Source organism: Saccharothrix sp. ALI-22-I, assembly GCF_001984175.1.
Classification (GTDB): Bacteria; Actinomycetota; Actinomycetes; order Mycobacteriales; family Pseudonocardiaceae; genus Actinosynnema.
The window spans coordinates 1-26828 of sequence record NZ_MTQP01000023.1; the positions used below are offsets into that span (position 1 = coordinate 1).

Below are 26828 nucleotides of genomic sequence, written 5' to 3' on the forward strand. Positions count from 1 at the left end.
ACGGTTCGTCGGAACCGTCAGACGCGAAGCCACCGACCGCCTGCTCATCATCAACGAACACCACCTTCGGGCGGTACTCGACCGCTATGTGACGCACTACAACCACCGCCGACCCCACCGGGCGCTACAGCTCGCACCACCGCGACCGGATCATCCGGTCCCACAGCCAGCCCACACGTCGATACGACGCCGACCAGTCCTCGACGGCCTAATCAACGAGTACGAACCCACCGCCGCCTAACCGCAGGTCAGACCACGTGGCCGACTTCTGGCACCCCACACGCCGACGCCGAACCCCGGCGACCGCGTCGGCGGGCTCGGCGCCGCGCTGACCTCCGGAGGTGACGCCCCCGTCGAGGTGGAACGCCGCGTGGGCAGCAGACTCTACGTCCGGGTCGCCGGTCCGATCGACGCCGCCGCGCGGATCGACTCGATGGCATCCGCGTACCGGGACACCCGAACCCCGCCGGAACCGGGGAGGTCGACGTCACCTACACGATCGTCAACGACGGCAACCTGCGCCTGGCCCTGCTGCTTGTTCGGCCTCCGCGAACGCTCGGCCACCCGGGACGTGCTGCCGGAACTGCTACCGGCCAGACGCCGGTGACGCTCACCCAGACCGTCACCGGCGTCTGGCCGCTCGACCCGCTCGACGTCGAGGTCAAGGCCGAGCCGTCACCTCGGCGACGCAGGCTCTCGGCGGGGCGGTGGAACCCGCGATCGCCGACGCGTCCGTATGGGCCCTCCCCTGGACCGTTCCGGGGAGCCCGGCGTTGTCCCTCGGAACCATCGTCGCGCCCTGGCGCGTCCCGGGCACTGCGACCGCAACCGCCCACCCGGCGCGTGGAGCGGTCTGGTCGTCCTCACGCCTTCGAGGCAAGACTGGGCGGTGCGGGTCAGTGCTCGTCGTAGTGCTCGCCGTGGACGGCGTGACGGTGGCCGTCGTGCACGTAGTCGACGTGGTCGCCGTGCGGGACCGCCACGTGGCCGCAGCCCTCGCCGTGCGCGTGGCCGTGGTCGTCGTGGGCACCGTGGTCGGCGGGCTCGCACTCGTCGAAGTGCCCGTTGTGCACCCGGTGGAGGTGGCCGTCGTGCGCGTAGTCCACGTGGTCCCCGTGCGGGACCGCCACGTGACCGCACCCCTCGCCGTGCGCGTGGCCGTGGTCGGTGTGCTCAAGGTGTGCAGTGGTCATGGACGATCCGCCTTTCGTGGTCACCGGGGCTTCATCCGCACCCGGATGTCTCAACGCTCGTGACCGAGCGCAACAACACATTAGGTTATGCGCATGTATGCCGCAAACTCGCACTCGCTCGAACAGACGCATCACCTCTGCCCACCTGCCTTTCATTGAAAATGATTGCCATTCACAGTGAGGTCGTGGACACCTCCGTCGTTCTGGTTGCCGGGTTGGGCGAGCACACCGTGGCCGAGGAGGTGTGGCGGGCTCTTCCGGGGCGCGGTGCTGGTCCGCCACGACCTGAGCAGGCTGGCCGAGGGCACGGTGCGCCGCTGGGTCGACGGCGTGTTGACCGAACTGCGCCTGGAGCACGGCTGCGTGTCCTGCACGATGCGCCACGACCTGCTGCCACTGCTGAGGAGCCTGGACGGGCCGATCATCGTGCACCTGGACCCGGCGCTGGAACCCGAGGCGGTGTGCTTCGCACTGATGGACGAACCGGTCCGCGTCGAGGCCGTCATCACCGTGGTGGACCGGGCCACCTGGTTCGCCGACGCGACCGGTGGCGATCTTCTCGCCGACCGCGGCCTGAGCGCCGCCCCCGGCGACGATCGCACCGTGGCGCACCTGGTGGTGGGCCAGGCCGAGTTCGCCGACGCGCTGGTCCTCACCGGACCGCCCGGCGACGAACGGGTGACCGCCGCCCTCGACCGGCTCAACCCGCCCGCCGCGCGACAGGAACTGGCGCACCTGGACGTCCCGGCCCTGCTGGCCGCGATCCCCGCCGACTCCCGGCGCGGCGAGGTCGACGACACCTTCGGCCCACTGCTGCACGGCGAACCGCCGCCCGAGCCCGCGCACGGCGTGCACCTGGTGCACTTCACCGCACGCCGGGCCTTCCACCCCGTGCGCCTGCACCGCGCGCTCACCGCGCTCTGCCGCGGTGTCGTGCGAGTCCGGGGCCGGATCTGGTTGGCCAGCCGCCACGACACGGTCATGTGGCTGGAGGCGGCGGGCCGGTCGCTGCGGATCGGCGAAGCGGGTCCGTGGCTCGCCTCGATCGAGGACTGGTCCGAAGTGGACGAGGACCGCCGGGCCGCGGCCGTCGAGGCGTGGGACCTCGACACCGGCGACCGCGCCCAGGACCTCGTGGTCCTCGCCCATCGCTCCTCGGCCGACGTCGTCACCTCCGCCCTGCGGGAAGCGCTGCTCACCGACGAGGCACTGGCGAACGAACTGCGCTTCGCCGACCCGTTCCCCGGATCACACGAGAAGCTGGTGTGAGCGCCAGCCACAGCACCAGGGGAAATCCCTTCAGCGCACGGCGACCTGCACGACGTCGCCACAGCACTGCCAGACGCACCGACCTCGCGGAACCCCGTGACCCGGCGTGCCGCTGCCAGCTGAGACGGTTGCCGTACTAGTCACCAGCCCCGGGCTCTTCGGCCGGAAAGTGCCGCTCAGCACGGAAATCAGCGCGCACGGCACCCCATCCAGCCAACCCAACCGGTACCTACATACAAGTCGGAACCTCACCGCAGGCCGCTGTGGCGTTCCTGGCACCGCTCTATCGTCGGAATCTGGCTTCGATGCCCTCGAGTGTGAGGTCGAGTTTCTGGGTGAACCAGTCGAACGGGGTGAGCGTGATGGCGTTGGTCATGGCGGCTCGTACGGCCCGTCTGTTGGGTGGGTCGGCGTCGTTGGGGGCCCATAGTTGGGCCATGGCTTCCAGCGTCGCTGGGGTGCTGGCGAGTCCGTGGATGTTCTCGACGCCGCGGCGGTGGTCGATGGTGAGGTCGATGACGAGGTCGACGGAGAGAACGGCCTCTTCGGCGGTGAAGTCCTGATCGACGAGGGCGACGGCGAGGTCGTCGATGCGGTTCATCATCTCGGTCGGCATGAGGGATTGGGAGAGTTCGGTGACCACCCCGGGATGTCGGGCCAGGAGGTGCCAGAACGCGATTGCGTGGGTGTGCAGGATCTGCCGCCAGGGTCCGGTGAGGGGTGGCCAGTCGGTGGTGGTGATGACGTGGTTCCAGGCGAGAGCGAGCATCTCGGCTCTGGTGGGCATGTACCGGTAGAGGGTCATGGTGGAGACACCGAGCCGGCGCGCGACTGCGGGGACAGTGATGCCGGCGAACCCTTCGGAGAGGACGGCGTCGACGATGTCGCCGTCGGTGAGTTTTCGTGGGCGCCCGCCGGCCGGTCGGGAAGTTGTCATTGTTCGAGGAGTCGCCAGGTGCGGGCGGCGTTGAGTGCTCGCCAGTGTGCCGCGTAGCGCTGGTTCATGGTGAGAAGTTCCTGGTGGGTGCCGCGTTCGACGATGCGTCCGTCCTCGAGGAAGAGTATCTCGTCCGCCGTGGTGATGGTGGAGAGCTGGTGCGCGATGACGATGACCGTCTTCTCGCGCCGGAGAGTGTCGATGGCGGCGGCGAAAGCTTGCTGGTTCTCGGCGTCGAGTGATCCGGTGGCCTCGTCGAGGAGCAGGATGGGTGCGTCTTTGAGGAAGGCGCGGGCGATGGCGACGCGTTGCCTCTCCCCGCCCGACAAGCGGGCGCCGCCTTCGCCGACCTGGCTGTGCCATCCGTCCGGCAGCGCGGTGATCACGCTGGTCAGGCCGGCGCGTTGCGCGACCTGGTCGAGGTCGGTGTCGGTGGCGTCGGGGCGGGCGATGCGGACGTTGTCGGCGAGGGTGCCGGAGAAGAGGTAGTTGTCCTGGAATACCGGGGCGACCATGCGCTGCAGCTTCTCGGCGCCGATGGACGTGAGCGGGGTCTTCCCGATACGGATCTCACTGTCCTGCGGGTCGAAGAACCGGGCCGCGAGTCGGATGAGCGTGCTCTTGCCGGAACCCGACGGTCCGACGATCGCGGTCGTGGTTCCTTGGGGGACGGTGAAGGTGATGTCGTTGAGCACCTGGGTGCCGGTGCGGTAGGCGAAGGAGACGTTGTCGAACTCGACGGTCGCGCCGGCCGGGTGGCGGGGTGTCGCGGGTTCCGGGAGAGGTTCGGCGTCGAGGATGGCGTCGACTGCGTCCATCTGGGCGGTGGCGGTGCGGATGACGGTGGCGTGGCTGGCGACCTCGCCGAGCGGGGTGACGAGGCGGTTGATGATCGGCAGGGTCGCCAGCAGGGTCGCGAGGGCGAGCGGGTCGGTGACGCCGGCGGCGAACGCGATCACCGTGGACAGCAGGGCGAGCAGGGTGAGCCGGACGACCATCCCGTTGAGGATGACGGGAGGTAGGACGAGCCAGAGCTGGCGACGCTCGGCGCGGGCTTGTTCCCGCAGGGCCTGGTCGAAGTGGTCGGTGGCCGATCCCGCTCGTCCGAAGGTGCGCAGCACCGGCTGTGCCTGGGCGAACTCGACCATGCGGTCGCTCGCGTCGGCGGTGGCCCGGTTGACGGCAGCGTCGGCGCGGCGGCCGAGCCTGCCGGCCCACCAGTACAGGCCGGCGACGACGGGTACTGCGGCCAGGGCGATCAGCCCGATCCGGTGGTCGACGACGATGAGGGCGGCGATGAGCACCAGCGGGATCGTGATCGACTTGATCAGGGCGGTCAGTTGGCGTACGGGGAGCGCGAGGATGTCCATGACGCCCTTGCTGAGGGTCAGTCCCAGGGTGCTGGTGTTGGTCGGTGTGAACCATCCCAGCGGCAACGTCGCGACGTGGTCGCCGATGCGGTGTCGCAACGTGGTGAGCAACTCGCCCGCCGCGTCGAAGCCCTTCAGGGTTGCCGAGTACTCGATCCACCATGAGACGGCGGCGGCGATGCAGAAGCCCGCCAGCCAGCTTGCGGCGATCTTGGTGTCCCCGGTCAGCAGCGCGCGCAGGATCGGGATGGTGAACGCGAGGGTGAGGCCCTGGAGGAGGCTGGCGCAGACGGCCCAGCGGAAGTAGCGGTGGATGAGGACGGCGTCGTCGGGCCCGAGGTAGCGGGCGAGGCGGCGGATCACCGGGGCAGTCCTTCCGTGTGGTGCTGAGCGTGCCAGAGACGTCGGTAGGCGCCGTCGAGGTCGAGGAGGTCGTTGTGGCGTCCTTGCTCGACGATCCGGCCGTGGTCCAGGACGAGGATCCGGTCCGCGTCGCGGATGGTGTCGAGCCGGTGGGCGATCACGATGACGGTGCGGGAGCGTTCGGTCACCAGGGCCGAGAGTGCCGTTTGGACGGCGTGCTCGGATTCGGCGTCGGCGGCGGAGGTGGCCTCGTCGAGGATGAGCACGTCGGGGTCGAGCAGGAACGCGCGGGCGATGCTGACGCGTTGGGCTTCGCCGCCGGAGAGGTTGGCGTCTTCGCCGTGGACGGAGTCGTAGCCGCGTGGGAGGCGGAGGATGCGTTCGTGGATGTTCGCCGCCACCGCGGCGCGCTCGATGTCGGTGCGCGTCGCGTCCGGGCGGGCCAGGGCGATGTTGTCGGCGATGCCGGCCCGGAGCAGGCGGACGTCCTGGAAGACGGACCCGACCGTGCGGAACAACTCGGCTGAGGCGATCCGGTCGAGGGGTACGCCGCCGAGCCGGATCTGGCCGGCGGTGGGGTCGGCGTAGCGGAGCATCAGCCGCGCGAGCGTCGACTTGCCCGACCCGGAGGCGCCGACGATCGCGGTGACGCTGCCGGGTTCGAACGTGGCGGTGAGGTCGTGGAGGACCTCCCGGTCCGGTTCGTAGGCGAAGTGGACGTGGTCGAGCTCGATCCGCGTCCCGGACGGGATCGCCGGCGCGGCGGGTTCCGGGATGGGGTCGATCCGGAGCAGTGCGCTCAGCCGACCGGCTGCGGCCTGTCCCATCCGCAGTGCCATCAGGTTCGAGGTCAGGGCTCCGATCGGGCCGGCCAGGCCGAGGCCCACCAGCGCGAACGGCACCACGTCGATCCCGTCCATCCATCCCGCCGCGACGAAGCCGGTGCCGAACACGAGCGTCAGGGCCAGGAGGGTGACGGGGGCAACCAGCTGGTTCGAGAGGGTCTCCGGGGCGATCAGCGGCCGTGCCCAGCCGAGGAAGAAAGTGCTGAAACGCTCGACCGCGGCACGATAGGCGGCATGAGCGCGGCCGGTCCGGCCGAAGGTCTTGACGACCGGGATGCCGTCGACGAACTCCACCACGGCACTGTTGATGCCGGCCAGGACGCGACCGTACTCGCCCATCTGCTTCCCGCTGTCGGCCATCATGCGCCGGTAGATCAGCACGAAGACCGGGACCGGGACCGCCAGGACCAACGCCAGACGCCAGTCGACGAGGAACAGGTACGCGTAGGCGGCGATCGGCGTCGCGACGGCGCCCGCGATCTCGGTGTAGGAATGCGCGACGAGGTGGTGCAGCGCACCGACGTCGTCCTGCATGCCCTGCTTCACCTGCCCTGCCGTGGTGTCGGTGAACCAGCCGAGCGGGGCGGTCCGCAGTCGCGCCGCGACCCGCCGTCGCAGGATCAGCGTCAAGGTGTTGTCGGCGAGGTGCGCGATCAGATCCGCCGCGCCCCTGAGTGCGAGGCCCAGCCCGAGCAGGAGCGACCCGATCAACAGGGTCGACCAGATGCCACGGTCGGCCGGATCGGCCAGAAGCTGCCGCGCGATGACGCCGCTGGTGATGAGCGGAGACAGCACGAGAGCCGAGGACACAACCTGCAGACTTGCCGCCAGAACCAGACGGCCGCGCACGGGACGCAGCAGCGCAGCGATCGGATTCCGTGGTATGGGCTCGGTCATACGAGCGTGTTCCTCTCGCGTGCGCTGATCCGGCGGGTGAGCTGCTCGGCGGTGAGTGGGACGAGCGTCCGGTCGGTCACCTCGAGAACACCAGTGGCGACGCGTCCGAGGTTGTACAGCTCGTGGGTGATCAACACGATGGCGAGGCCCTCGCTTTCCCGGAGACGGTTCAACAGATCGAGCAGGGACGCCGCGATGACGGGGTCCAAGGCGCTGGTCGGCTCATCGCACACCAGCAGATCGGGGGAACCGGCCAGAGCGCGGGCGACGGCGACGCGTTGGCGTTGTCCACCGGAGAGCATTCCCGGGCGGCGCTCCGCGAGTCGCGGGTCCAAGCCGACCGTGCCGAGCAGGTCGATGACGTTCTCGCGGTAGGGATCGGTGCCGCGGCGGATCGCACTGCCCAGGATGGCGCCGACGGTGCGGGCCGGGTTCAGCGCGGTCGCGGGGTCCTGCGGCACGAAACCAATCCGTTCCACCCCGCGCTGCGGGGCCGGAGACAGCAGGCTCGTCCGACCTCCCCGGGGTGGGACGAGCCCGACGAGCATGCGGGCGAGCGTCGTCTTCCCCGCGCCGGACGCCCCGACGACGGCGACGCACTCTCCCGCCGCGACGGTGAAAGAGACATTCCTGATCAGCGGTGGCCGTCCTGGCCATGCCACGGTGAGGTCGTCCACGGTCAGAACGACGGGCCCGAATCCGTGGACCGGCGATGGGCGGAGCCGAACGGGGCGTTGCGCGTCGACCAGCTGCGCGGTGGTACGGGCTTGCGGGCGGGTCAGCACGGCGGAGGTAGCGCCCTGTTCGACGATCCGTCCGCGTTCCATGACGATCACCTGATCGGTGAGCTCAGTGATGGCGTCGAGATCGTGGCTGATCACGATGAGCGTGAGCGAGTTGGCGCGGCGGATCGCGGCGATCTCGGCAAGCACGTGCCGGCGACTGCCCGTGTCCAGCCCGGCGAGGGGTTCGTCCAAGACCAGCAGCGCCGGATCGCGGACGAGGGCTCGGGCGAGGGCGACGCGGCGGCGCTGTCCACCGGAGATCTCCTGCGGACGGCTCCGCAGGAACCTGGCGTCGGTCGGCAAGCCGACCGACGCCAGCGCGTCATGGATTCGACCGTGGTGGCGTTGTCGACGAGGCAGGGGCTCGGCGATGAGGCGGGCGATCGTCATCGTGGGCGTGAGCGCGGCGGCCGGGTCCTGACCGAGCCAGGCGGTCTTGGTGCGGCGGAACCGTCGACGTTCCCGGTCCCGCATCCGCAACGGATGCTCGCCGGCAACCTCGACCGTTCCGGACAGGTGGTGCAGTCCCGGCCTCACCTCGCCGAGCAGACCGAGCGCGAGGCTGGTCTTCCCCGCGCCGGAGGGTCCGACAATCCCGAACCCGGCGCCGACCGGCACATCGAATCCGACGCCATCGAGGACGTGCGTTCCGTGCCGGTCCCCCAGAGTGAGAGCCTCCACGGTCACGAGTGGCTCATGGCGGTTCATCGTCGCGCCGCCCACTGGTCGCCCAGGAGATTCACGCCGACGGCGAGCAGCCCGATGCCGGCCGCCGGCGCGATCACCGCGGCAGGGTTGAGGGCGAGACCACCGAGGGAGTCGGTGATCATGGACGCCCAGTCCGCTCCGTCGCCGATGGCCGCCACCCCGAGGAAACCGGCCGAGACGACCACGTACATGGCGGCCACGAAACGGTTCCCCAGATCACCCAACAACGGCACCCACAGGTTCGGCAACACCTCACGGAACGCGATCGCGACACGGCCATCACCCTCGACCAGGCTGACCTCGACGAATCCGGCATCGAAATACCCGTCCGCGAGAGAGCGCACGAACCGGGCCGTGAACGGAGCGTTGATGACCGTCACGACGACCAGCAGCGCCCCGAAGCCGGGCGGCAACACGTACCCGAGCACGATCAAGGTCAACATCGGCGGGATGGCCAGAACCATGTCCAGCACCTGCACCACCCGCCGTCCCCGGCCCCGCCGGGCCACCAGCAACAGACCTCCGCAGACCCCCACCAAGGCGGCCACGACGACCGAGACGAGCGGCACGACCAGGACCGGCCATCCGTGGCTGAGGACACGACTCAACACGTCCCGACCCAGCTGATCGGTACCGAGCAGGAACTCCCCGCGCGGCGGCACAAACGCCACGGCCATCGACTCCCGCGGATCGTGCGGCGCGGCAAACGGTCCCACGCCGGCCACCAGGACGACAGCCGCGACCATGACACTCGGCAGGACCAGTCCTCGCCGAAGCCGCAGACGAACTCGCCGGCCCAGTGACATCGGTTCGCTCGCAAACTCGCTCATGAGTGCCGCCTTCGGTAGGGGTCCGCCACCCGGGCGAGAACATCCGCGGCGGCATACCCCAGCACCGTCACCGCGCTCAACAGCAGCACGATCGCCATCACCAACGGCTGATCCCGACCGTCCACCGCCGTGATGAGCAACCTTCCCAAGCCCGGATATCCGAACAGCTGCTCGACCACCACCGCGCCACCCACCAGATACGGGACAACGGCGACCACGGCCGTGACGATCGGGCCGACCGCGGACGGGAGCACGTGCGCGAACAACACCCGCGCCGGGCCGATCCCATCCAGGCGGGCCGCTTCCACATCCGGGCGGGCGGTGCCCGCCGCCACGATCCCCCGGACGAGCCGCAGCACGTAGCTACCCGCGACGACCGCGAGGGTCACAGCCGGAAGGACCAGGATCTCCGGACGGTCCGACAGTTGCCCCGACGACGGAATCAGTGAGACCGCCGGCAACATCCGCAACCACAACGCGAACACCGCGATCAAGCCGATGCCGATCACGAACTCCGGCATCGACAACCCGATCAAGGCCGCCGTCGACAGCGCCCGGTCCACCCGCCCCGACGCTCGATACCCGGCCCGAATCCCACCCACGACGCCGATCACCAGCACGCCCAGGAAAGCGATCCCCGCCAGTACTGCCGTGCGCCCGGCCGGAGCCGCGACAAGCTCCCCGATCGGCCGACCCGACGCCAGGGAGGCACCGAAGTCCCCGGACACCACACCGCCAGCCCACTCCAGATAACGCAGCCAGGAAGGACGGTCCACACCCAGCTCGCTCCGCAACTCGGCCAGCCGCTCGGGAGTGGCCTTGACCCCGAGGAACTGCGTCGCCGCGTCCCTGGGTGCCGCCTCCATCAGCACGAAGACGACAACGGTCACCCCGCACAGCAGCAGCACCGTCACACCGAGCCGAGCCAGGACGAACCCCGCCGGCACACGCGACCTCAGAACGCGCACCGTGACTAACCCCGAGAGGCGCTGCCGAACAGCGGCGTGCCCTGGTTCAGCACCACGCCGTGCAGGCCCTCCACCGCGCCGGACAACTGCTGCCGGTAGCCCCAGATCAGGTAGCCGCCGTCGTCCCGCTGAAGCCGCTGAAGCTGCTCGACCGCCTGGGTCCGGGTCGCCTCATCGGTACTGGTCCGCGCCGTCGACACCAGCTCCGTGAACCGCTCAGGGTGCCACCCGGTGTGGGCATAGGGGTTGTCGGCGCCGTACCAGGTGTCCAACCCGGCCATCGGCGGCTGGTTGACCGCATACATCGCGATCATCTGCGCCCGGTGCAGACCATCCAGATCGGTGAAGAAACCGCTCGGATCCACCTCGTTCACCGTCACGGTCACGCCGACGTCCGCGAGTTGCCGAACCAGCAGATCGGCGGAATCGGTCAGCCCCGGCGTAACCTCGGACACGGTGATCGACAGCTCCGAGACTCCGGCCGCCCGCAGGATGCCGCGCGCTTCGTCCACATCGCGTTCCCGCTGCTCGATGTCGTCGGCGTAGCCGGGAAGGCCCTTGCCGAACAGGTCGTTGCCGACCTCGCCGTAGTCACCGAAGATCACATCGACCAACTGCCGGCGGTCGACGACGAGCTTCAGCGCACGACGCACGTCGGGGTCGTCGAACGGGGCGACCCTGGTGTTCAGCGCGAAGTAGAACGCGCCGCCATTCGCGACACCGCTCTCGACGACCCGTACTCCTCGCGTCCCGGTCACGGTCGAAGCTGTGCTCGACGGGATGTCGAACGCGTAATCCGCTTCGCCGGAGACGAGCGCGTTCACCCGAGCTGTCGGATCGTTCAGCTTCCGGACCTCGATCCGCTCGAGCGTGGCGGGCCGGCCCCAGTAGCCGTCGAAACGGGTGAGTACCGCGCCCGTGCCCGACGAGTAGCTGTCCAGGGTGAACGGACCACTGCACGATGGATCGTCGGTGGCGCCTTTCCCGTCCTGATACACGACGCTCGCCGCCGACAACACCGCCTCGACGAAGTCCGTACGCGGCGTCCGCAACGGCACCGACACCGTGTGCTCGTCCAGCGCCTTCAGCCCCGCCACGTCAACAGCGCTGTAGAAGCCGCCGAAACCAGGACTCTCCGCGAAGTACCTGATGCTGGCCACGACATCGTCGGCCGTGACCGGGTCACCGCTGTGGAACGTCGCCTCCCCGTGCAGCGTGATGGTCCACTCGCTGGCGTCGGCGTTCGGGACGACCTGGTCCGCCAACACGTTCGTCGCCTCGCCGTCCTTCCTGATCACCAGGCTGTCGCACACGTTCCCCACCACCACCCACGGGAAGTACGACTGCGCGGCCCCGTAGTCCAGAGACTCGTTGTCGCTACCCAGCATCACCACCCGCACCGTTCCAGACCCCTGCTCCGCGTCGGCCCGTCCCGACTCCCCTGCGCACCCTGCCAACGCCAGGGCACCCGCGCACAACATCGATCCCACAGCCAGCCCGAACTTCATCAACGACGCATCCTCCTCGGCGCAAGTACGCCGGCCTCTCCAACGGGCGCAATCCCCCGACACCGCAGTTCGACATTGATAATCGTTACCGACAAGGATGTTATGGGGTGCGCCTAACAAAACGCAAGTGGCCGAACCCGCGCTCGTCGTCGTGATGGAGGGCTCTCTTCTTCGACGAGGTCACCGCGGCCGCGCTGGATCGGCCATCCCTATCGACTGCTGTTCAACCACCTCGCCGAGAACCAGTTCACCGCCGGAGAGTCCTCGACGAATTTGCCCGCGCAGGGCTTGACGTGGACGAGCGGAGGCGCACCGCATCGGCGGTGACTGCCTGCTCGGCACCGCCACTCCCCAGTGAAGGAGGTCGCCATCGTGTTCGCCGTGATTGCACGAGGCCTGCACGTCGGCTTCGGTGTGCCCGACGGCGGGGTGCGGATCTGGATACAGCGGCGCCGTACCGGGGAGACGGGGACGCCCGGCATCCCGGCAGGTCGATCAGTGCTGGGCCAGGGACGCCTTCGCGGTGGACATCCCGCTGCCCGGCCTGATCACCCTGGTTGCCGAGCCGGTCGGGCTGCCCGCGCTGGCGTTTCTGATCGACGGCCGGTTTGGATGGTCAGCCTCGTGGTCACCGCGCTCGCCTCCTCCCGCGCGCAACTGGCGATGGGTGCCTCATGACGCAATGCCGTTAAGTTTGTGCGTTTGGGCAGGCCAGTAGGGGTGTGGGTGGGCCGGGGTGGCGGATGGTCCGGTCGGTGGGTCGTTTGACTCGGTAGGAGTTGTGTCGGGCGCGTTTGAGTACGCGGTGGCAGGTGCGGTGCCGCCGTGAGGGGTTGGGTTGGCGCTGGATCTCGGTGATCGCGTCGGTGAGGGCGTCGTCAAGGTCCTCAGGGGTAATGGCCGCCTGGTCGGTGACCTGGCGGCGCACGACGCGTAGGCCTTTGATGAAGGACATGCGGTCAGGGTCGTAGCCGGCGGGGTCGGCGGCGTCCAGGAGTAGCGCGCGGATCCTGCGTAGGTTCCCCACGAGGCGGCGCATCACCTCGTCGTAGGACTCGGTGAAGAACAACCCCATCGCGATCACGTAGCGGATCATCACGTGCGCCGGCAGCCGCCGGCTGCGCTTCTCCCGCCGCCCCGTGCGGTTGAGGACCTCTTCAAGCAGGTCACGGTCGTGCCGGGCCGGCAACACACTCAATCCGATATGGTCGGCCAACTGGCCCTGCGGCCGCGGTGCGGACTCCAACCCCGACGAGATCACGGCCGGCGACCCTACCCGCCGCCACCCCCGCCGTCAGTTCACCACGCTGACCTTGACGGATGGCCCGGGTCGGCCGGGTCCACTCCGGCGATGAGGGCGAGATTCGCTGCCGGCACGTTCAACGCCCGCGCCAGCTGGTCGATCAGCGCCCGTTCGGGAACCAGGGCTCCGCGACGGAGCTTCATGATCGTCGAGTCGGCTCGCCAGGCCCGCCAGGCCACCTCTCGCAACGACAGGCCGCGCATCTCCACCAGCATCTGAAACACGGCGCCGAACGGGTGCGGCTCCGGTTCCCCCGCCGGTGCGACCGCCGGTCCGATGACCGTGTCCCCGACCTTCATCTGCCAACGGAGGAGCCGGTCTTCCAGGAGCCTCACCCGCGCGGAGAACAACTGAACCTCGCCGGCGGCACCGCCGAGGGAACCCCGCACGGTCACCTCGACAACCTGCACCTCCCCGGGCGGAAGGGCCAGAGCTGAAGAACTCTTACGCACTTCTGCCACCTCGGCGACCCGCCAGGCGCGATTCCACCACGGCAGCTCGCCCAGCAGCGTGTCAAGGAACGTCGCCAGGACCGACCGGTCGACAGCCAGCTTGTCGGGAGGAGCATCGCGCGCCCTATCGGTAAGCGCCTTAATTACGGCGGCACTCAGACGTTCCACACTCACCTCCGTCATCTCGGTGGCCGGAACGGGCGGGCTGAAGCCCATCCCCAGCCGCGCGCACGCCCGTTCCGTCGATCCACGTGGCCAACGCAGGGAAGCCGCAGGACGTCGGCGCTGCGACCATGGAACCGTCATCGGCTCGCCGTGCATCGATGGTGCCGCCGTGGTTGGCCGGAACCACCATGGCGGGGCCGGCCGTGCCGAGACAGGCGATCAGATAGTCGCTTTCACCGATCGTCCAAACCGTCCGCCATCGACTCGCCATTACCTCAGTCCTCGTCGTCCTCGCAGAGCGTCGCGCCCTTATACGTCGCGGACCCGCCGTAACCGGCCGCCGCGAACGCACGCTTGGAGATCTCTTCAAGCATCTCGTCGTCTCCGTAGTCCTGCGGCTTATAGTGGCCGGACCACCGGTTGAACTCCACGACCTTCCCGTCCTTGACCTTGAGAACCTCTGCCATAAGCACACCGTTGGGGACCTCCGGCCTCTCAAATCCCGCGATGCTCGTGTGCCCAGCGTAGACTTCCTGTTCCCACAGGTCCTCGAGCCAGCTCGCGTGCTTCGCCCTCGGCGGCGAGCGCCGCCGCGTGCGCGGCCTGCGCGTCGGCCAGCAAAGTCTTGATCTTGGAGCGCCAGACCATGTCGGTGTTGGCGCATTGCGTCTGATGGGTCTGCATGTCCACGGAGGCTGCGGCGGCCCAGTCGTAGGCGTGGAACTCCACCACATCGGCGTCGGTGGCCTCGGCGCGTAGCGCGAGCCCGGCCGCGGCTCGAACCTGCGCGCCGGGATCGTGCTCGCGCAGTTGAGCGACGAAGTCACGATCGGCCTGCAGTAGGCCGGCAGCATGATCGCCAGAGGCTTCTCGGGCGATCCGGTCGCGTTCCTTTGCGGCCGCGTAGCTGGCCCGGGCGAAGGTGTCCAGCGCGGTAGTGCCGCTGTTGGTCGCATATTGGGCGGCCGCGTGCACCTCCGGCGAGAACTCTGCGGGGTGGGTGGCCACGATCCGCTTGGCGAAGTCGAGGTTGCGCAGCGAGTTCCTGTGAACGGCTGACCGCGTACCGGTCTGTTCTCCCGTAGCGATGGGCTGTCGTTGACGAAGGCGGCTGGCGACGTAGCTGGCGCGGTCGCCGCCGTTCTCCCGGTGCCAGGCGCTGGCGGTGTCGTCGGCGACGCTGAGTAGGTCGGCGAGCCTTCCAGTGGACCGAGCCGACCGGTGAGGGCCAGGCGCCGTTGCGGACGCCGGGGACGCCGGGGACGCCGGGGACGCCGGGGACGCCGGGGACGCCGAGCTTGCGCAGTCGGGTCTGCAGGGTGGCCGAGGTTATCGGCCGGTCGGGGCCGCAGCCCTGGGAACAGGTAGGGAGTCTGGTGGTCCCGTAGCGCGCTGGCGAGAGCGGGCGGCGGTTGTTGACGAGCTGCTGCAGGAGTGTGGAGAGCCGCACGCCCGTGGACCAGTGCGACTCCAACCGCCGCCTGCACACCCCGCACGCCAACAGTCCGGACAGGAGATACCTCCGGATACTGCCGTTCGCGGTCGGACGCCTCCCGCCGCGCGCGGACCACCAGGAAGTCGGCCTCGCTCACCAGCGCCGTGGGCGATGTTGGCGGAGATCACCCAGTCCTCCCGGTCATTGGCGCGCTGGGCCAGCCGCCCACTGACCGGATGTGGGTGCTCGCGGTCGTTGGTTACCCGGTTCCACACCTGCCGCCCGGTGTATCGGGGGGTTTTCCAGAATCTTCGCCATAGTGATCAACGTCTACGCTGCTCCCGACCGGTGCGGGTTGCGATCGGCGTCGGCGTGCGCGGTCAGCACGCCGACGCCGGGCCCTGACGTCCCACCTCGTCCGGTTGCCACATGCACCGGATGTGGCCTGACTCCACTGCGTACCGCCCAATGAACGTCACTCGGCGGCGTACGCGAACCTGCCTCGCCCAGGCACCGACGGTCGCCCGTCTGGAACGCCACGGGCGCCTGCTCTACAGCCCACTCCTCGGCCGCTTCCTCTCCGTCGACCCGTTGAGGGGCGGCAGCGCCGACGACTACGACCATGTCAGCGGTGACGTGGTCAACAGGCTTGATCTTGACGGGCAAGAGTGTCGGCGCACACCACTGGGGTGAAAGTGCTCGTGGTCGAGCACCAGAGGTGCCGTCAAACGCACGGTAACGGCGAATCACGGCTTCACGCCCCTTGTCGGTCGAGGGGCCATCCGACCGGCACGCCCGCGGCCGCGGTGACGGGCGGCGAGCACGATCGGGTCCACAGCGGATTCCGCGGCAGGTTCCCCGGTGGACTTCACGGCGTCCCGGCCACTGATGTGGGCGGCCAGTGCGCGGATCGACGGATGGGCGAACAGGTCGCGCGCAGCCCGCGATACGCCTTGACCAGCAGCAGCGAGGTGGCGCCCAGTTCGAAGAACGTCCGCGTCCGGTCCAGCCGCTGTGCGGGCACGTCCAGCAGCCCGCCGAGCACCTCCGCCACCGCGGCTTCCAACGCCGGGTCACCGTGCTGCGCGATCCGTGCGGGCGCTGGCCGGCGCGGCACCGGGGCACGTGCGGTCAGCGCGCGGGCGGCCAAGCCCGCCGGATCGACCGTCTCCCACGCCCGCCGGCTCCACGAGCGTGGTCGCCAGGTCGAGGTAGGCGGTGAAGAGACGGTCCAGGTAGCCACAGGCCACAACCATCGCGGCGGACGACGCGCCCAAGTCGCTGCGGCACAGCTATTCCGCAGCATCGGCTCGCACAGCGACACCCACCGCGCCGTCCTCACCGCCGCCGCGGCACTGGACGTCGACGAGTTCACCAGCGCGGACTTGCACGCATCAGCCGGCCAAGACCCATCCGAGCCGCTACGACGGCTGGCCTCCGCAGATGGGACCACCATCCTGCGGCAGATGACCGGAGGGCTCTACCAGTTCAGCGATCCGCGAATGCGCGGCTATATTCGCGTCAGCACCTACGCCTGACCAATGACTCAGCGCAGCTCCACTCCCGTCCACTAAGGACGGGTTAGGCGACCGAACCGGCAGGGTGCCCCTCGACAGACGACTGGCAGCGGAGATCCCTCAGAGCGTATTTGAGAAGGATCGGCGTGTCTGCGTGGCTCACCCGCCATGTGATCAACTCTGGGCGGGTGGCACGACGCAGCCGGTACCCCTCCAACACGCTCTGAGGTGCAGGTCACAGCCCACAGCGCTGACTTTGACCGAACACACCCCCGAACCCCGGCCCACCGAACCCGCACAGGAGTGAGCCGCACGCCGTAACCGGTACGTAAGGAGCGATCCGCTTCACGCGGTGTCCGCCGGGGGGAGCATCTGATGCATGGGACTTAGACGTTCTACCGTTCTCAGAGCACTTTTATGTCTGGTACTGGCCGCGGCTTTCACCACCTCCGGTGTGGCGCAGGCGCAGGTGGTACCGAAGTACGTCTACGTCGATCTGGGCCCGGTCGGCCTTACCAGTACCGCCTTGGACGTCAACAACGCGATGCAGGCCGTGGTCACCTCGGGGACCGCGTTCCGCTGGGAGAACGGCACGCTGCTCAACCTCGGCACCCTCTGCAGCGGCTGCAACCCCCGCCGGAGCTACGGCACGGCTGTCAACGACACCGGCGAGGTCGCCGGCTACACCCATGTCCAGACGACGGAGCCACCGCACGCGTTCGTGTACCGCGGCGGCGCGATGATCGACCTGGGTACCGGGTTCGGCAGTGGCAGCTCCAGCGCGGCCTGGGGGATCAACTCCGGCGGACAGGTCGTCGGCGAGCGCACGAGGAGCCAGTCGAGCCCGAAGCGGGCGGCGCTGTGGCAGAACGGCACGATCCGGGACCTCGGCACGCTCGGCGGAACCACGACCCAGCGCTATGCGACCGAGAGCATCGCCTACGCCATCAACGACAGTGGCCAGGTGGTCGGCACCGCACTGCCTTCAAAGGGTTATCCACTGCACGGCTTCGTCTGGCAGAACGGCGTGATGCGCGATCTCGGCACCTTGGGCGGCGACGGCGAAGCGACCGAGGCGCGCGACATCGCCGACACCGGGCAGATCGTCGGCTCGTCGCAGAACACCGGCGGCGAGATCCACGCCTTCACCTGGACCGCCGGCACCATGACCGATCTCGGCACCCTGGGCGGCGACTACAGCTCCGCGTACGGCGTGAACGAGCACGGCCGGATCGTCGGCGGCTCGCGGATTGCGGACAGCCCGGACCCGAACAACGCGGGCCACGCCGTGCTGTGGACCGACGGCCTGATGGTCGACCTGAACGAGCACGTGACCAACCTGCCGGAGGACGTAGCACTGGAAGTTGCCTGGAGCATCAACGACGACGGCGCCATCGTCGGCACCACGTGCTCGCTGTACTGCGAGCCCGGTAAAACCGCGACGCCCCGGGGATTCCTTCTGGTTCCGCAGTCGGCAACGGCCTAGGACCGGGCTAGCCCCGCGCTCACGCCAAGGGTGGAGCCGGGCCCGTACTGGAACTCCGTCCCGGATCCGCAGGCGGCCCGCCCGAATCCGCGAGGGACTTGTCCTGCTCACTGCGCCGGTCGAACGCCAGGAACTCCTCGTACGCCGGTTCCGGCAGGTACCGGCGCATGTCCGTGGCGAGCTGCGTGATGCTGGTGCCCAGCGTCGTGGCGCTGTGGTTGACCGTCGCCGGCACGAAGAGGCTGTCGCGCGGATCGTCCAGCGTCCGTTCCGCCATCCCCATCCCCATCCCGACGATGCCGCGGTAGAGCGGGACCGTCGAGTCGGTCCGCACGGCCATCGTCGCCATCCGCTGACCGAACACGCAGAGCATGCCCGCCGCGCGCGGCTGGATCGCGTCCAGGGTCTCCTGCCGCGCGGCGGGCGTCGCGTCGAGGTATCCGGCCACGACCGACTCCACGAGGTCGTCCAGCTCGTGCGGCAGCTTGATCCCTATGTACCCGTTGAACCTGCGGTCCAGCAGGTGTCTCACCGTGGCCATCAAGCCCCCTCGTGCGGCGCGGTGCTACAGCAAGTAAACCTGACCGGATTGGGGAACGAGGTGGCCACCGGACTGGTCGTGACCGCCGGCGCGGCAGCGGTACGCGCGCCGGCGGTCACGCCCTGCCGCCGATTCGCCCACCGCAGCCGACGAAACGCATCGCGTGGCACCGAGAACCGGCCCTCTCAACCGGTCACGGTGCTCAGGTGGTGACGCCGCTGAGTTCGTTCGGCTTCTGAGCCAGCGACGCGGTCGCCGTGACCGTGCCAGCGGCGAGGTCGATCCGGTGCAGCTGCTGCTTGTTCGGGTCCGACACGTAGACGGTGCCGCCCCTGACGAAGATCGCGGGCCTCGGCTGCTGCCACTCCAGGGGTTCCTGCCAGGTGTCCGTGACCGGGATGGTGCGGGTGACCTCGGCCTTGACGGGGTCGATCACGTGGATCTTGCCGTCGGTGCCGAGCACCAGCGCTTCACCCTGCGGGCCGCGTGCCAGCGAGCGGAAGGTGTAGCTGGCGCCGATGTCGACGAGCTTCAGGGCGCCGGTGGTGGTGTCGATCAGTGAGATCTGCGTGGGGCGTTCGAGCTCGGCGTCGGGGTCCTGCTTGTAGTCGCCGAGGACGACCGGGGAGTGGTCGTTGCCCGACTGGTTGCCGATCCGGCCGTACTCCGTGGGGCTCTTCACCTTGGTGATCGCGCCGTTGCGGTAGATCAGCACCCCGTTCTGGCAACCGATGACCACGACCTCGTCCTTCGCGGTCGCCTCGCCGTGGACGCCGGGGCAGTCCTCGTTGCGGGTGATCTCCTTGCGGTTCTTGTCGAGGACCGCGATCCCGACGCGCTTGTCCTTGTTGCCGAGCGTGACGATCAGTTCGCCGTTGGCCAGCTCGATCGCGACGCCGTGGTGCGGTTCGGCGGTCTTGTAGGTCTCGACCTTGCGCTCCGCACTGTCCAGCGTTGCTGGATCGAGGACGCGGACCTCGCCGGTGGCGTCGGTGAACAGCACGGTGCGCCCGGCGTGCCGGACGACGTGGCCCGGTTCGGAGCCGGGGAACTCGATGTCGGTCAGCTTGCCGCCGGCGGCGTCGAGCACCCGGAACCCGTTCGACGTCGACACCATCAGGTGCTTGTCGTCGCCTGCGGGGTTGAGCCGGTTGAAGCCTGCCAGCTTGACGTCGGCCTTGACCTCGAGCGTCTTGCCGTCCAGCACGTAGATTCCGCCGTCGTAGGTGACGGCGACCGGTTCGGCCACGGAGCCGGCGCCCGAAGCGGGTTGCTGCGCCTGCTCCGCGCCGCACCCGGCCAGGACGAGCGTCGAGGCCACTGTGGACACCACGGCTGTCGTCCACGTTCGCGACCAGCTTTTCATCTGCTTCTCAACTTCCTCTTCAATCGGTGTCGGGTCAGTCGTTGGTGAGGCCGCGCACGATGGCCTCGGTGTTGGCGCGCGTCATCTCCAGGTAGGTCGCTGCTCCGCCGCCGGCCGCGGTGAGCGACTCGGAGTACAGGGGGATGACCTTGACGTGCACGCCTGCCTGTTCGGCGAGCACGCGGGCCAGGCGGTCGGGTTGCGAGGAGTCGGCGAAGATCGCTCCGACGCCTGCCGTGCGGACGGCTTCCGCGAGCGCGGCCAGGTCGGATGCGCTGGGCGAGGCGAGCGTCGTGCCGCTGGGGATCACGGCACCGACGATCTGGAAGTCGAAGCGCTGGGCGAGGTAGCCGAAGACGTGGTGGTTGGTGACCAGTTTGCGGCGCTGCGCCGGGATGGCCGCGAACCGTTCACCCGTCCAGCTGTCGAGCCGGTCGATCTCGCCGAGGTAGCGCGCGGTGTTGGCTCTGATCGCGTCGGCGTCGATGCCGTCGACGTGCTCGATGACGCGCTCGCTGATCACTTCGACCGCTCTGCGCACGCGCTTCGGGTCGGTCCAGAAGTGGGGATCCGGCCGGCCGGCCGGGTCATCGGTGGTGTAGCGGATCGGGTCGACCTGGTCGCCGACCGACAAGGTCGGCACGCCGACCTGCTCGGCCGCGCGGACGTGCCGGAGCACTCCCTCCTCCAGCCCGAGTCCGTTGTAGACGACGAGCGCGGCGCTTTCCAGCCGTGCTGCCTCCTGCGCGGAGATCCCGAACGAGTGGGGATCGGCGTTCGGCTTCATCAGCACCGTGACCGGGGCCGCGTCGCCGACGATGTTCCGCGTGATGTCGCCGAGGATGTTGGTGGTGACCACGATCCCGTTGCGCTGCCCGTGCTCGCCGCCGCATCCGGCGAGCACCAGCAGGAGGGCGCAGGTCACCGCGAGGAGTCGCTTCATCGTCCGGTCTCCACCATGTGCGCCGGCTCGATCTCCAGCCGGATGGTCCTGGCGACACGCAGGGTGTCGTTGTAGTCGATCTCGTGGACGGCCCGCGCGCGAGCGTCGTTGACGTAGGCGCGGTTCGGATCGATCTCGATCACCGGCGACGCGCTGCCCTCGGCGACGGACGCGCCGAGCACCTGACGCTGTGCGATCTGCTTGCCGGTCTTGGTGTCGTAGGAGTGCAGGACACCGTCCGCGGTCAGCGTCAGCAGCGGTCCTCCCTCACCGACCGCGTTCACGGCGGTGACGGGCCCGGTCTCAACGAGCGTCCACTTCTTCGCCCGCACGTCCAGCGACCAGACGCCGAGGTGTCCCGCTTCGGCGGCGAGCGTCGTGCTGCCGGGCCGGTGCCTGAACTCGACGGCACGCTCGGCCTCGGCCACGGCACGGGGATACGGGATCTTCTCGCCCACGAAGGAACCGTCCTTCCCGGTCACCACGAGGGCGCCGTCGGCGCAGCCGAAGACGACGCCCCGCCGGGTCACCGCCTGGCCACGTGGGCTCTGACAGGCCTGCTCGATCGTCGTCACGTCCTTGCCGTCCCTGGTCTTGACCGCCACGCGATCGGATCCCGCCACCAGCAGGTGTTCGGCGTACGGCACCGCGACCCCACCCTTGAGCTCGCCGCGTGCGGTCACCGCGCCGCCGTCGAGGCCCTGCCGGTCCAGCAGAGTCGTGTCGCCTCGGTCGAACGCCACGGCCGTGACGGTGGGGTCGCTGTCCGCGTTCACCACCCCGTCTCCCGGGACGGAACCGACGTCCCTGGCCTGGGCGCGGTAGTAGTGCACGTGGTCGCCGTGATCGACCATCCAGGCACCGCTGTCGACGATCCGCACCGATCCCTTACCGGTCAGATACGCGAAACGGCCGTCGCCGGTGATCGCCCGGACGCCGTCCACCCTGCCGACGTCGGTGACTTCCTCCGTGATCAGGTCGACGACCCGCACCGCACCGGTGCGCTCGTCGGCCACGACCAGCCGGGACTGCGCCTCCCCCGTCTCCTCCGCACCCTCGACGTAACCGTGCGGCACTTCCTCCTGAGCGGGCTTCGTGCCACAACCGGCCAGCGGCAGCACCACGAGCAGCGCGGCGATCAGCACCGCGTGCTGCCCGCCCGCGCCGGAGATCCGCACCCGGTCGCGCACCTGGGCACCCAGCGCCGCCAGGAAGAACAGCGCGACGGCGACCAGCGCGATGGTCGCACCCGCGGCGGTGCCCGCATGCCACGAGACGAGCAGGCCCGCGACGGTGGCGGTCACACCCAGCACCGCCGCGCCGAGCATGATCGTCGGAATGCGGCTCGCCCAGTACGTCGCGGCGGCGGGTGGCGCGATGAGCAGACCGAACACGAGCAACGTGCCGACCACCTGGAACGACGCCACGATCGCCAGCGTCACCAAGCCGAGCAGCACCGCGTGCGCCAACCGCGGGCGCATCCCCAGCGTCCGCGCCTTGCGCGGATCGAAGGTCAACGCCACGAACGCGCGGTGCCCCCACAGCGCCACCGGCGCGGCGACAGCCAGTGCCACGGCGAGGTGACCGAGGTCCTGCGCGCGCACAGCGAGCACGTCGCCGAAGAGGAATGCGGTCAGGTCCACCGCGAACGACTCGGAGTGCGACACGAGGATCACGCCCAGCGCGAGCATGCCCACGAACAGCAGCCCGATGCTGGTGTCCTGCGAGAACCGCCTGGTACGTCCGAGTGCCGTCACACCGAACGCCATCGCGCTCGCGCTGGCCGCGGCACCGACGAACAGGTTGCCGCCCAACAACGACGCGATCGCGACGCCGGGCAGCATCCCGTGCGACATCGCGTCGCCGAGGAACGCCATGCCGCGCAACACGACCCACGTCCCGGCAAGTGCACACAGGCACGAGACGAGCACGCCGGCCCACAACGCCCGCTGTACGAACGAAACCTCGAAAGGGGCAAGCAACCAGTCCACGACGAGGACCGTATATTGACAATGAGAATCACTACAACAGCGTGGAGGGTGTCGTGACGCACACTTCGGACCAGTCCACTTCGGACCAGTCCACTTCGGAGGAGTCCACTTCGGACCAGTCCGCCGTACGGCTTCGCGGACTGTCGGCCGGCTACGCCCGGCACACGGTGCTGCACGAGGTGACAGCGGAGTTCCCGCGCGCCAAGGTGACGGCGGTCGTAGGTCCCAACGGCTCCGGCAAGTCCACGCTGCTCGGCGTCCTCGCCGGCGTCATCACCCCCGCGATGGGCGACGTGGAGATCGGGACGCGGCGCCCGGCGTTCGTCGTCCAGCACAGTGCCGTCCCGACCGGACTGCCGATCACCGTGTGGGAGACGGTCGCCATGGGCAGGTGGGCACACCGCAGCCCGTGGCAACGGCTGACCAAAAAGGACAAAGAGTTGGTCGACGCCTGCCTGGACCGGATGGGCATCGCCGACCTCGCGCAGCGCCGGCTCAGCTCACTATCCGGAGGACAACGCCAGCGCGCACTCCTCGCGCAGGCGTTCGCACAGGAGTCCGACCTGCTCCTGCTCGACGAACCCGACGCCGGTCTCGACTCACAGGCCCGGCGCGACATCGCCATCGCGATATCCGACGCACGGGCCAACGGCGTGACGGCCATCCACGTCACGCACGACTTGGACGAGGCATCGCGGGCGGACCACTGCCTGATGCTCCAGAACGGACGACTGGCAGCCGAAGGTGACCCGCACACCGTTCTCCAGCACCTTCGGGTGGAGCAGATGCGGGCATGAGACCGACAGGATGGATGTCCAGGACGTCGCGCACCTGGAGCTTCCAGGAACCGTTGGCGGTCTCCGCGGAAGGTTCACCGTGACGGAGGTCTGTCAGTCGGGCTCGTTTGCGGTCCCGGCACCCGTACGCACGCTCTGCCAGAACTCGCGGTTTGCCGGGTTGGCGCAGGTCACCGGTCACACCGGCGTTCCGCTGGTCGTGATGCCGCCCGGTTCGTCCGTCGATCGAGAACTGTCGACGCCGCGGGGCAGCAGTGCGATGGCCAGGGCCGGGATGGTGGCGAGGACGAGCCAGGGCACGGCGTGCGGAAGGCCCAGGTCGAGCAGGGAGCCGGTTGCCGCGCTGTCGATGAGGACGATCAAACAGACGCAGCAGCGGGGACAGGGTCCTCCAGGTCCGCTCACGCCGTAGCCCTCGTTCCCGGGAACCCTTCACCGCCCCGGAGATCAACTCTTTCATGCGGGATCCTCACGGGCGGTGACGGCGGCGGTGTGCCGCATCGGGGTCGTTCCACGCTCTGGTTGCCGCGGTGTCGCCGAGAACCCGCGTACCTGTGTCCACCGTGGCGGGCGGGGAAGGCCGACTCCACCGGCCGCGGTGACCGCCAGCGCGCCCAGCAGGGCGAGCACGGTGGCGGGAGCCGGCACCGCCCACGGGGCGCTCGGCGTGTGCCGCGCGGACCGCAGGTAGAACGCCTCCGGATCCATGATGTCGCGGTGCCGGCGAGGCACGTAGCCGGTACCGAAGTCCCGGTGGACGGCGTCGAGCATCACCACGCGCGCGCCGTCGAGGTCATCCCGCGTCGCCACCCTGATGCAATAGTTATGCACCTGCAAACCATATGCAATAAGCTCGGCGCAGTGAAGACGCACCGGTGACCAGCGGCTTGATCAGCGTCACAGCGAACGCGGAGAACTGCACACTCACGCCGCGCAACGCGCTTCGACGATCCTTCCGACCCCTCGCTCGGCCGCAGTGCAGATCACGGCCACGGCACTCGTCGGCGACTGGATGCAGGTCACCAAAAAGGCGCCGATGTTGACGAGGAACCCGCACACGAGCACCGCGAACCGGGCGCCCGCGAGGGACTGGAACACCTGGGCACCCGGTAGACGTCACCTATGGACACCCGCACGAGGCGAAGCCTGCGTGCCCATCAACCGACCGTCCCGGACCGATCGGCCGGCAGCGCGGCCGGACCTTTCGTATCGGCCCACACGTGACTTCAGATGTCTCCTGCCGGGACGAGACAGGCGAGCCCCTGGGAGCCTGTGCCGCTCGAAAGTCATCGTCGCTGGTAGAGCAGCGGGACGTCAGCTTGAGAGCATGCTGTGGTGGTCGTGTCCCTGCTGTACACGGTGACCCGGAAGCTGCTGTCCGTTCCGTCGGTGCTGCTTCGCGGCGAGGCGACCAAGGACGCCGAACTGCTCGTGCTGCGGCACGAGAACGCGGTCCTTCGGCGGCAGTTGGCGGCCCCGGTCCGCCACGAGCCCGCGAACCGGGGCCGGTTCGCCGCCCTGTCCGGGCCGGTGGATCGTCGGCGTTGGCGGGAGGTCTTCCCGGTCACTCCCGGCACCCTGCTCACCTGGCACCGCAGGTTGGTGGCCCGGAAGTGGGACCACACCGCGCGTCGACGCACCGGACGCCCACCAACCCCAGCGGCGATCAAGGCACTCGTGCTGCGACTCGCCGCCTCGACCGTCTGGCAGATCCTGCACGCGGCAGGCGTCGACCCGGCACCCCGCCGCACCGGCCCTACCTGGCGGGAGTTCCTCACCGCCCAGGCCCAGGGCATCATCGCGGCGGACTTCCTCCACCTCGACACCGACCTCAGCACCCGCATCGAGTCCCTGCGCTTCCTGCTGCGGGAGCGTGACGGCAAGTACGGCGAGGCGTTTGACGCCGTCTTCGAGGCCGACGAACTGCGGGTGCTCACCAGTGCGCCGCGGTCGCCTCGGATGAACGCGCACTGCGAACGGGTCGTCGGCAGCATCCGCCGCGAGGTCCTCGACCACGTCCTCGTCGCGGGAGAGGCCCACGCACGTCAGATCCTCAAGACCTACGAAGTCCATTACAACCGGCACCGGCCCCACCAAACCCGCGACCAGCTACCACCCGAGGCCCAGCAGCACCCACCGCGATGCACGACCTCGAGACCCAAAGGCTCCTCCGCACCCGGATCCCGGGCGGACTCATCAACGAGTACAGACATGCCGCTTGGCCTGCAGCGATGACTTTTCGAGCGGCACACGGTCCGAATTGATCACGGCGTCGGCGTGACTCGGTGAGCCTGTGGCCGTGGCCGGGTTGCCCACCACCCGAGAATGCGCCAACCGCACTTCCACCCACACCACACAGGCGTATCCTCGATCGTGTCGCGAGCGGGCACGATGGCTGGAATGACCGTATTAACCCGGCGTGACAATCTGCCCGCCGACTTGACGAGCCTGGTCGGGCGGCGGGCTGAGTCGGCTGCGATCAGGCAACTGTTGTCGACGTCCCGGCTGGTGACCTTGACGGGTACCGGGGGCGTCGGCAAGACCCGACTCGCCCTGCACGTGGCACGGCAGTCCCGTCGTGCCTTCTCGGGTGGCGTGTGGCTGGTGTCCCTGGCCGAACTCACCCAGCCGGACCTGCTGCCCATGACCGTCATGGCCGCGCTGACGAAGGAGAGCCGGTCCGGCACCGGCGTGGCCGAACTGATCGCCTACCTCCACGACCGCCAGGTGCTGCTGGTGCTCGACAACTGCGAACATCTGGTTGACACCTGCGCCACACTGGTTGTCGACTTGCTCCGCAACTGTCGGGACCTGCGGATACTGACGACCAGTCGGGAGGCGTTGCGGGTCGAGGGTGAGACGCCTTACCCGGTACCGCCCTTGTCGGTGGCCGGCCCGGGGTTCCAGTCGGGATCAGACGACGTCAAGCGGTACGAATCCGCGCAGCTGTTCCTGGAGCGCGCGTCCTGTGCCGCTCGAAAAGTCATCGTCGCTGGTAGGACGAGGGCTTCAGCGTGTTGCGAGCATGTCCGGGTGCTCGTGTCGTTGCTGTACAGGGTGACCCGGAAGCTGTTGTCCAGCCCGTCGACGCTGCTGCGCGGCGAGGCGTCGAAGGACGCCGAGCTGCTCGTGTTGCGGCACGAGAACGTGGTCCTTCGT

At 69.0% G+C, this 26828-nt stretch carries 25 protein-coding genes and 1 pseudogene; 6 read left to right on the forward strand and 20 right to left on the reverse strand.

Features of this window, described 5'->3' with window-relative positions; translation table 11 throughout:
* Positions 1–49 precede the first annotated feature (49 nt).
* Positions 50–241, forward strand: coding sequence for a transposase (locus ALI22I_RS01220; RefSeq protein ID WP_238598001.1), 192 nt, complete (start codon positions 50–52; stop codon positions 239–241).
* A 655-nt stretch (positions 242–896) separates the two neighbouring features.
* Here the strand turns inward: ALI22I_RS01220 and ALI22I_RS50225 are convergent.
* Positions 897–1193: a hypothetical protein gene (locus ALI22I_RS50225; protein WP_077003735.1), complete on the reverse strand. Its 297-nt coding sequence runs from the start codon at positions 1191–1193 to the stop codon at positions 897–899.
* 267 nt (positions 1194–1460) lie between these two features.
* On the opposite strand from ALI22I_RS50225, the gene ALI22I_RS01235 reads away from it, so the two are divergent.
* A complete protein-coding gene (locus ALI22I_RS01235) occupies positions 1461–2462 on the forward strand; it encodes a CobW family GTP-binding protein (protein ID WP_238598000.1) in 1002 nt (333 codons plus the stop codon).
* A gap of 283 nt (positions 2463–2745) precedes the next feature.
* Here ALI22I_RS01235 and ALI22I_RS01240 read toward each other — a convergent pair whose 3' ends face one another.
* The 12 genes from ALI22I_RS01240 to ALI22I_RS01295 all read right to left on the reverse strand — a co-directional run bounded on the left by ALI22I_RS01240 (position 2746) and on the right by ALI22I_RS01295 (position 16271).
* Positions 2746–3399: a helix-turn-helix domain-containing protein gene (locus ALI22I_RS01240; protein WP_077003736.1), complete on the reverse strand. Its 654-nt coding sequence runs from the start codon at positions 3397–3399 to the stop codon at positions 2746–2748.
* On the reverse strand, positions 3396–5132 hold the full coding sequence (locus ALI22I_RS01245) for an ABC transporter ATP-binding protein (RefSeq protein WP_077003737.1): 1737 nt from the start codon (positions 5130–5132) through the stop codon (positions 3396–3398). The genes ALI22I_RS01240 and ALI22I_RS01245 overlap by 4 nt, the downstream gene beginning before the upstream one ends.
* The gene (locus ALI22I_RS01250) at positions 5129–6772 is read right to left on the reverse strand and encodes an ABC transporter ATP-binding protein (protein ID WP_202970530.1); all 1644 of its coding nucleotides are present in this window, start codon (positions 6770–6772) and stop codon (positions 5129–5131) included. The genes ALI22I_RS01245 and ALI22I_RS01250 overlap by 4 nt, the downstream gene beginning before the upstream one ends.
* Before the next feature lie 98 nt (positions 6773–6870).
* On the reverse strand, positions 6871–8346 hold the full coding sequence (locus tag ALI22I_RS01255) for an ABC transporter ATP-binding protein (RefSeq protein WP_179118043.1): 1476 nt from the start codon (positions 8344–8346) through the stop codon (positions 6871–6873).
* A gap of 17 nt (positions 8347–8363) precedes the next feature.
* On the reverse strand, positions 8364–9083 hold the full coding sequence (locus ALI22I_RS01260) for an ABC transporter permease (protein WP_179118044.1): 720 nt from the start codon (positions 9081–9083) through the stop codon (positions 8364–8366).
* Positions 9084–9193: 110 nt separating this feature from the next.
* Positions 9194–10165: an ABC transporter permease gene (locus ALI22I_RS01265; protein ID WP_077003741.1), complete on the reverse strand. Its 972-nt coding sequence runs from the start codon at positions 10163–10165 to the stop codon at positions 9194–9196.
* 5 nt (positions 10166–10170) lie between these two features.
* Positions 10171–11673, reverse strand: coding sequence for an ABC transporter substrate-binding protein (locus ALI22I_RS01270; RefSeq protein WP_077003742.1), 1503 nt, complete (start codon positions 11671–11673; stop codon positions 10171–10173).
* Between the two features lie 688 nt (positions 11674–12361).
* Positions 12362–12934: a transposase domain-containing protein gene (locus ALI22I_RS55240; protein WP_202970532.1), complete on the reverse strand. Its 573-nt coding sequence runs from the start codon at positions 12932–12934 to the stop codon at positions 12362–12364.
* 38 nt (positions 12935–12972) lie between these two features.
* A complete protein-coding gene (locus ALI22I_RS01280; RefSeq protein WP_179118045.1) occupies positions 12973–13596 on the reverse strand; it encodes a helix-turn-helix domain-containing protein in 624 nt (207 codons plus the stop codon).
* A 272-nt stretch (positions 13597–13868) separates the two neighbouring features.
* Positions 13869–14060: a hypothetical protein gene (locus ALI22I_RS01285; protein WP_143531868.1), complete on the reverse strand. Its 192-nt coding sequence runs from the start codon at positions 14058–14060 to the stop codon at positions 13869–13871.
* Positions 14061–14088: 28 nt separating this feature from the next.
* Complete coding sequence (locus tag ALI22I_RS01290) at positions 14089–14601, reverse strand: hypothetical protein (protein ID WP_077003745.1); 513 nt, start codon at positions 14599–14601, stop codon at positions 14089–14091.
* A gap of 1295 nt (positions 14602–15896) precedes the next feature.
* A complete protein-coding gene (locus tag ALI22I_RS01295) occupies positions 15897–16271 on the reverse strand; it encodes an acyl carrier protein (RefSeq protein ID WP_143531869.1) in 375 nt (124 codons plus the stop codon).
* A 728-nt stretch (positions 16272–16999) separates the two neighbouring features.
* Here ALI22I_RS01295 and ALI22I_RS01300 point away from each other — a divergent pair.
* Positions 17000–18031, forward strand: coding sequence for an HAF repeat-containing protein (locus tag ALI22I_RS01300; protein ID WP_077003747.1), 1032 nt, complete (start codon positions 17000–17002; stop codon positions 18029–18031).
* 19 nt (positions 18032–18050) lie between these two features.
* Here ALI22I_RS01300 and ALI22I_RS01305 read toward each other — a convergent pair whose 3' ends face one another.
* The 4 genes and pseudogenes from ALI22I_RS01305 to aztB form a co-directional block, all read right to left on the reverse strand.
* Positions 18051–18572: a hypothetical protein gene (locus ALI22I_RS01305; protein WP_077003748.1), complete on the reverse strand. Its 522-nt coding sequence runs from the start codon at positions 18570–18572 to the stop codon at positions 18051–18053.
* Between the two features lie 202 nt (positions 18573–18774).
* A complete protein-coding gene (aztD, locus tag ALI22I_RS01310) occupies positions 18775–19938 on the reverse strand; it encodes a zinc metallochaperone AztD (RefSeq protein WP_077003749.1) in 1164 nt (387 codons plus the stop codon).
* 34 nt (positions 19939–19972) lie between these two features.
* Positions 19973–20881 (reverse strand): zinc ABC transporter substrate-binding protein AztC, encoded by a 909-nt coding sequence (gene aztC / locus ALI22I_RS01315; protein WP_077003750.1) that lies wholly within the window; start codon positions 20879–20881, stop codon positions 19973–19975.
* 1172 nt (positions 20882–22053) lie between these two features.
* Positions 22054–22872: pseudogene (gene aztB, locus ALI22I_RS52760) on the reverse strand (zinc ABC transporter permease AztB); the annotation flags it as partial.
* 53 nt (positions 22873–22925) lie between these two features.
* Between aztB and aztA the strand changes: the two are divergent.
* Positions 22926–23669 (forward strand): zinc ABC transporter ATP-binding protein AztA, encoded by a 744-nt coding sequence (gene aztA / locus ALI22I_RS51825; protein ID WP_083751333.1) that lies wholly within the window; start codon positions 22926–22928, stop codon positions 23667–23669.
* 177 nt (positions 23670–23846) lie between these two features.
* Here the strand turns inward: aztA and ALI22I_RS01330 are convergent, their stop codons facing one another.
* From ALI22I_RS01330 to ALI22I_RS50230, 3 genes are all read right to left on the reverse strand, one after another.
* Positions 23847–24032 (reverse strand): hypothetical protein, encoded by a 186-nt coding sequence (locus tag ALI22I_RS01330; RefSeq protein WP_202970534.1) that lies wholly within the window; start codon positions 24030–24032, stop codon positions 23847–23849.
* A 93-nt stretch (positions 24033–24125) separates the two neighbouring features.
* Complete coding sequence (locus ALI22I_RS51830; RefSeq protein ID WP_202970536.1) at positions 24126–24479, reverse strand: hypothetical protein; 354 nt, start codon at positions 24477–24479, stop codon at positions 24126–24128.
* A gap of 114 nt (positions 24480–24593) precedes the next feature.
* The gene (locus ALI22I_RS50230) at positions 24594–24767 is read right to left on the reverse strand and encodes a hypothetical protein (RefSeq protein ID WP_179118046.1); all 174 of its coding nucleotides are present in this window, start codon (positions 24765–24767) and stop codon (positions 24594–24596) included.
* Positions 24768–25004: 237 nt separating this feature from the next.
* On the opposite strand from ALI22I_RS50230, the gene ALI22I_RS01340 reads away from it, so the two are divergent.
* On the forward strand, positions 25005–25904 hold the full coding sequence (locus ALI22I_RS01340) for an integrase core domain-containing protein (RefSeq protein WP_202970539.1): 900 nt from the start codon (positions 25005–25007) through the stop codon (positions 25902–25904).
* 156 nt (positions 25905–26060) lie between these two features.
* Positions 26061–26828, forward strand: a 768-nt coding sequence (locus ALI22I_RS01345; protein ID WP_179118047.1) for an ATP-binding protein, incomplete at its 3' end; no start/stop codon positions are given.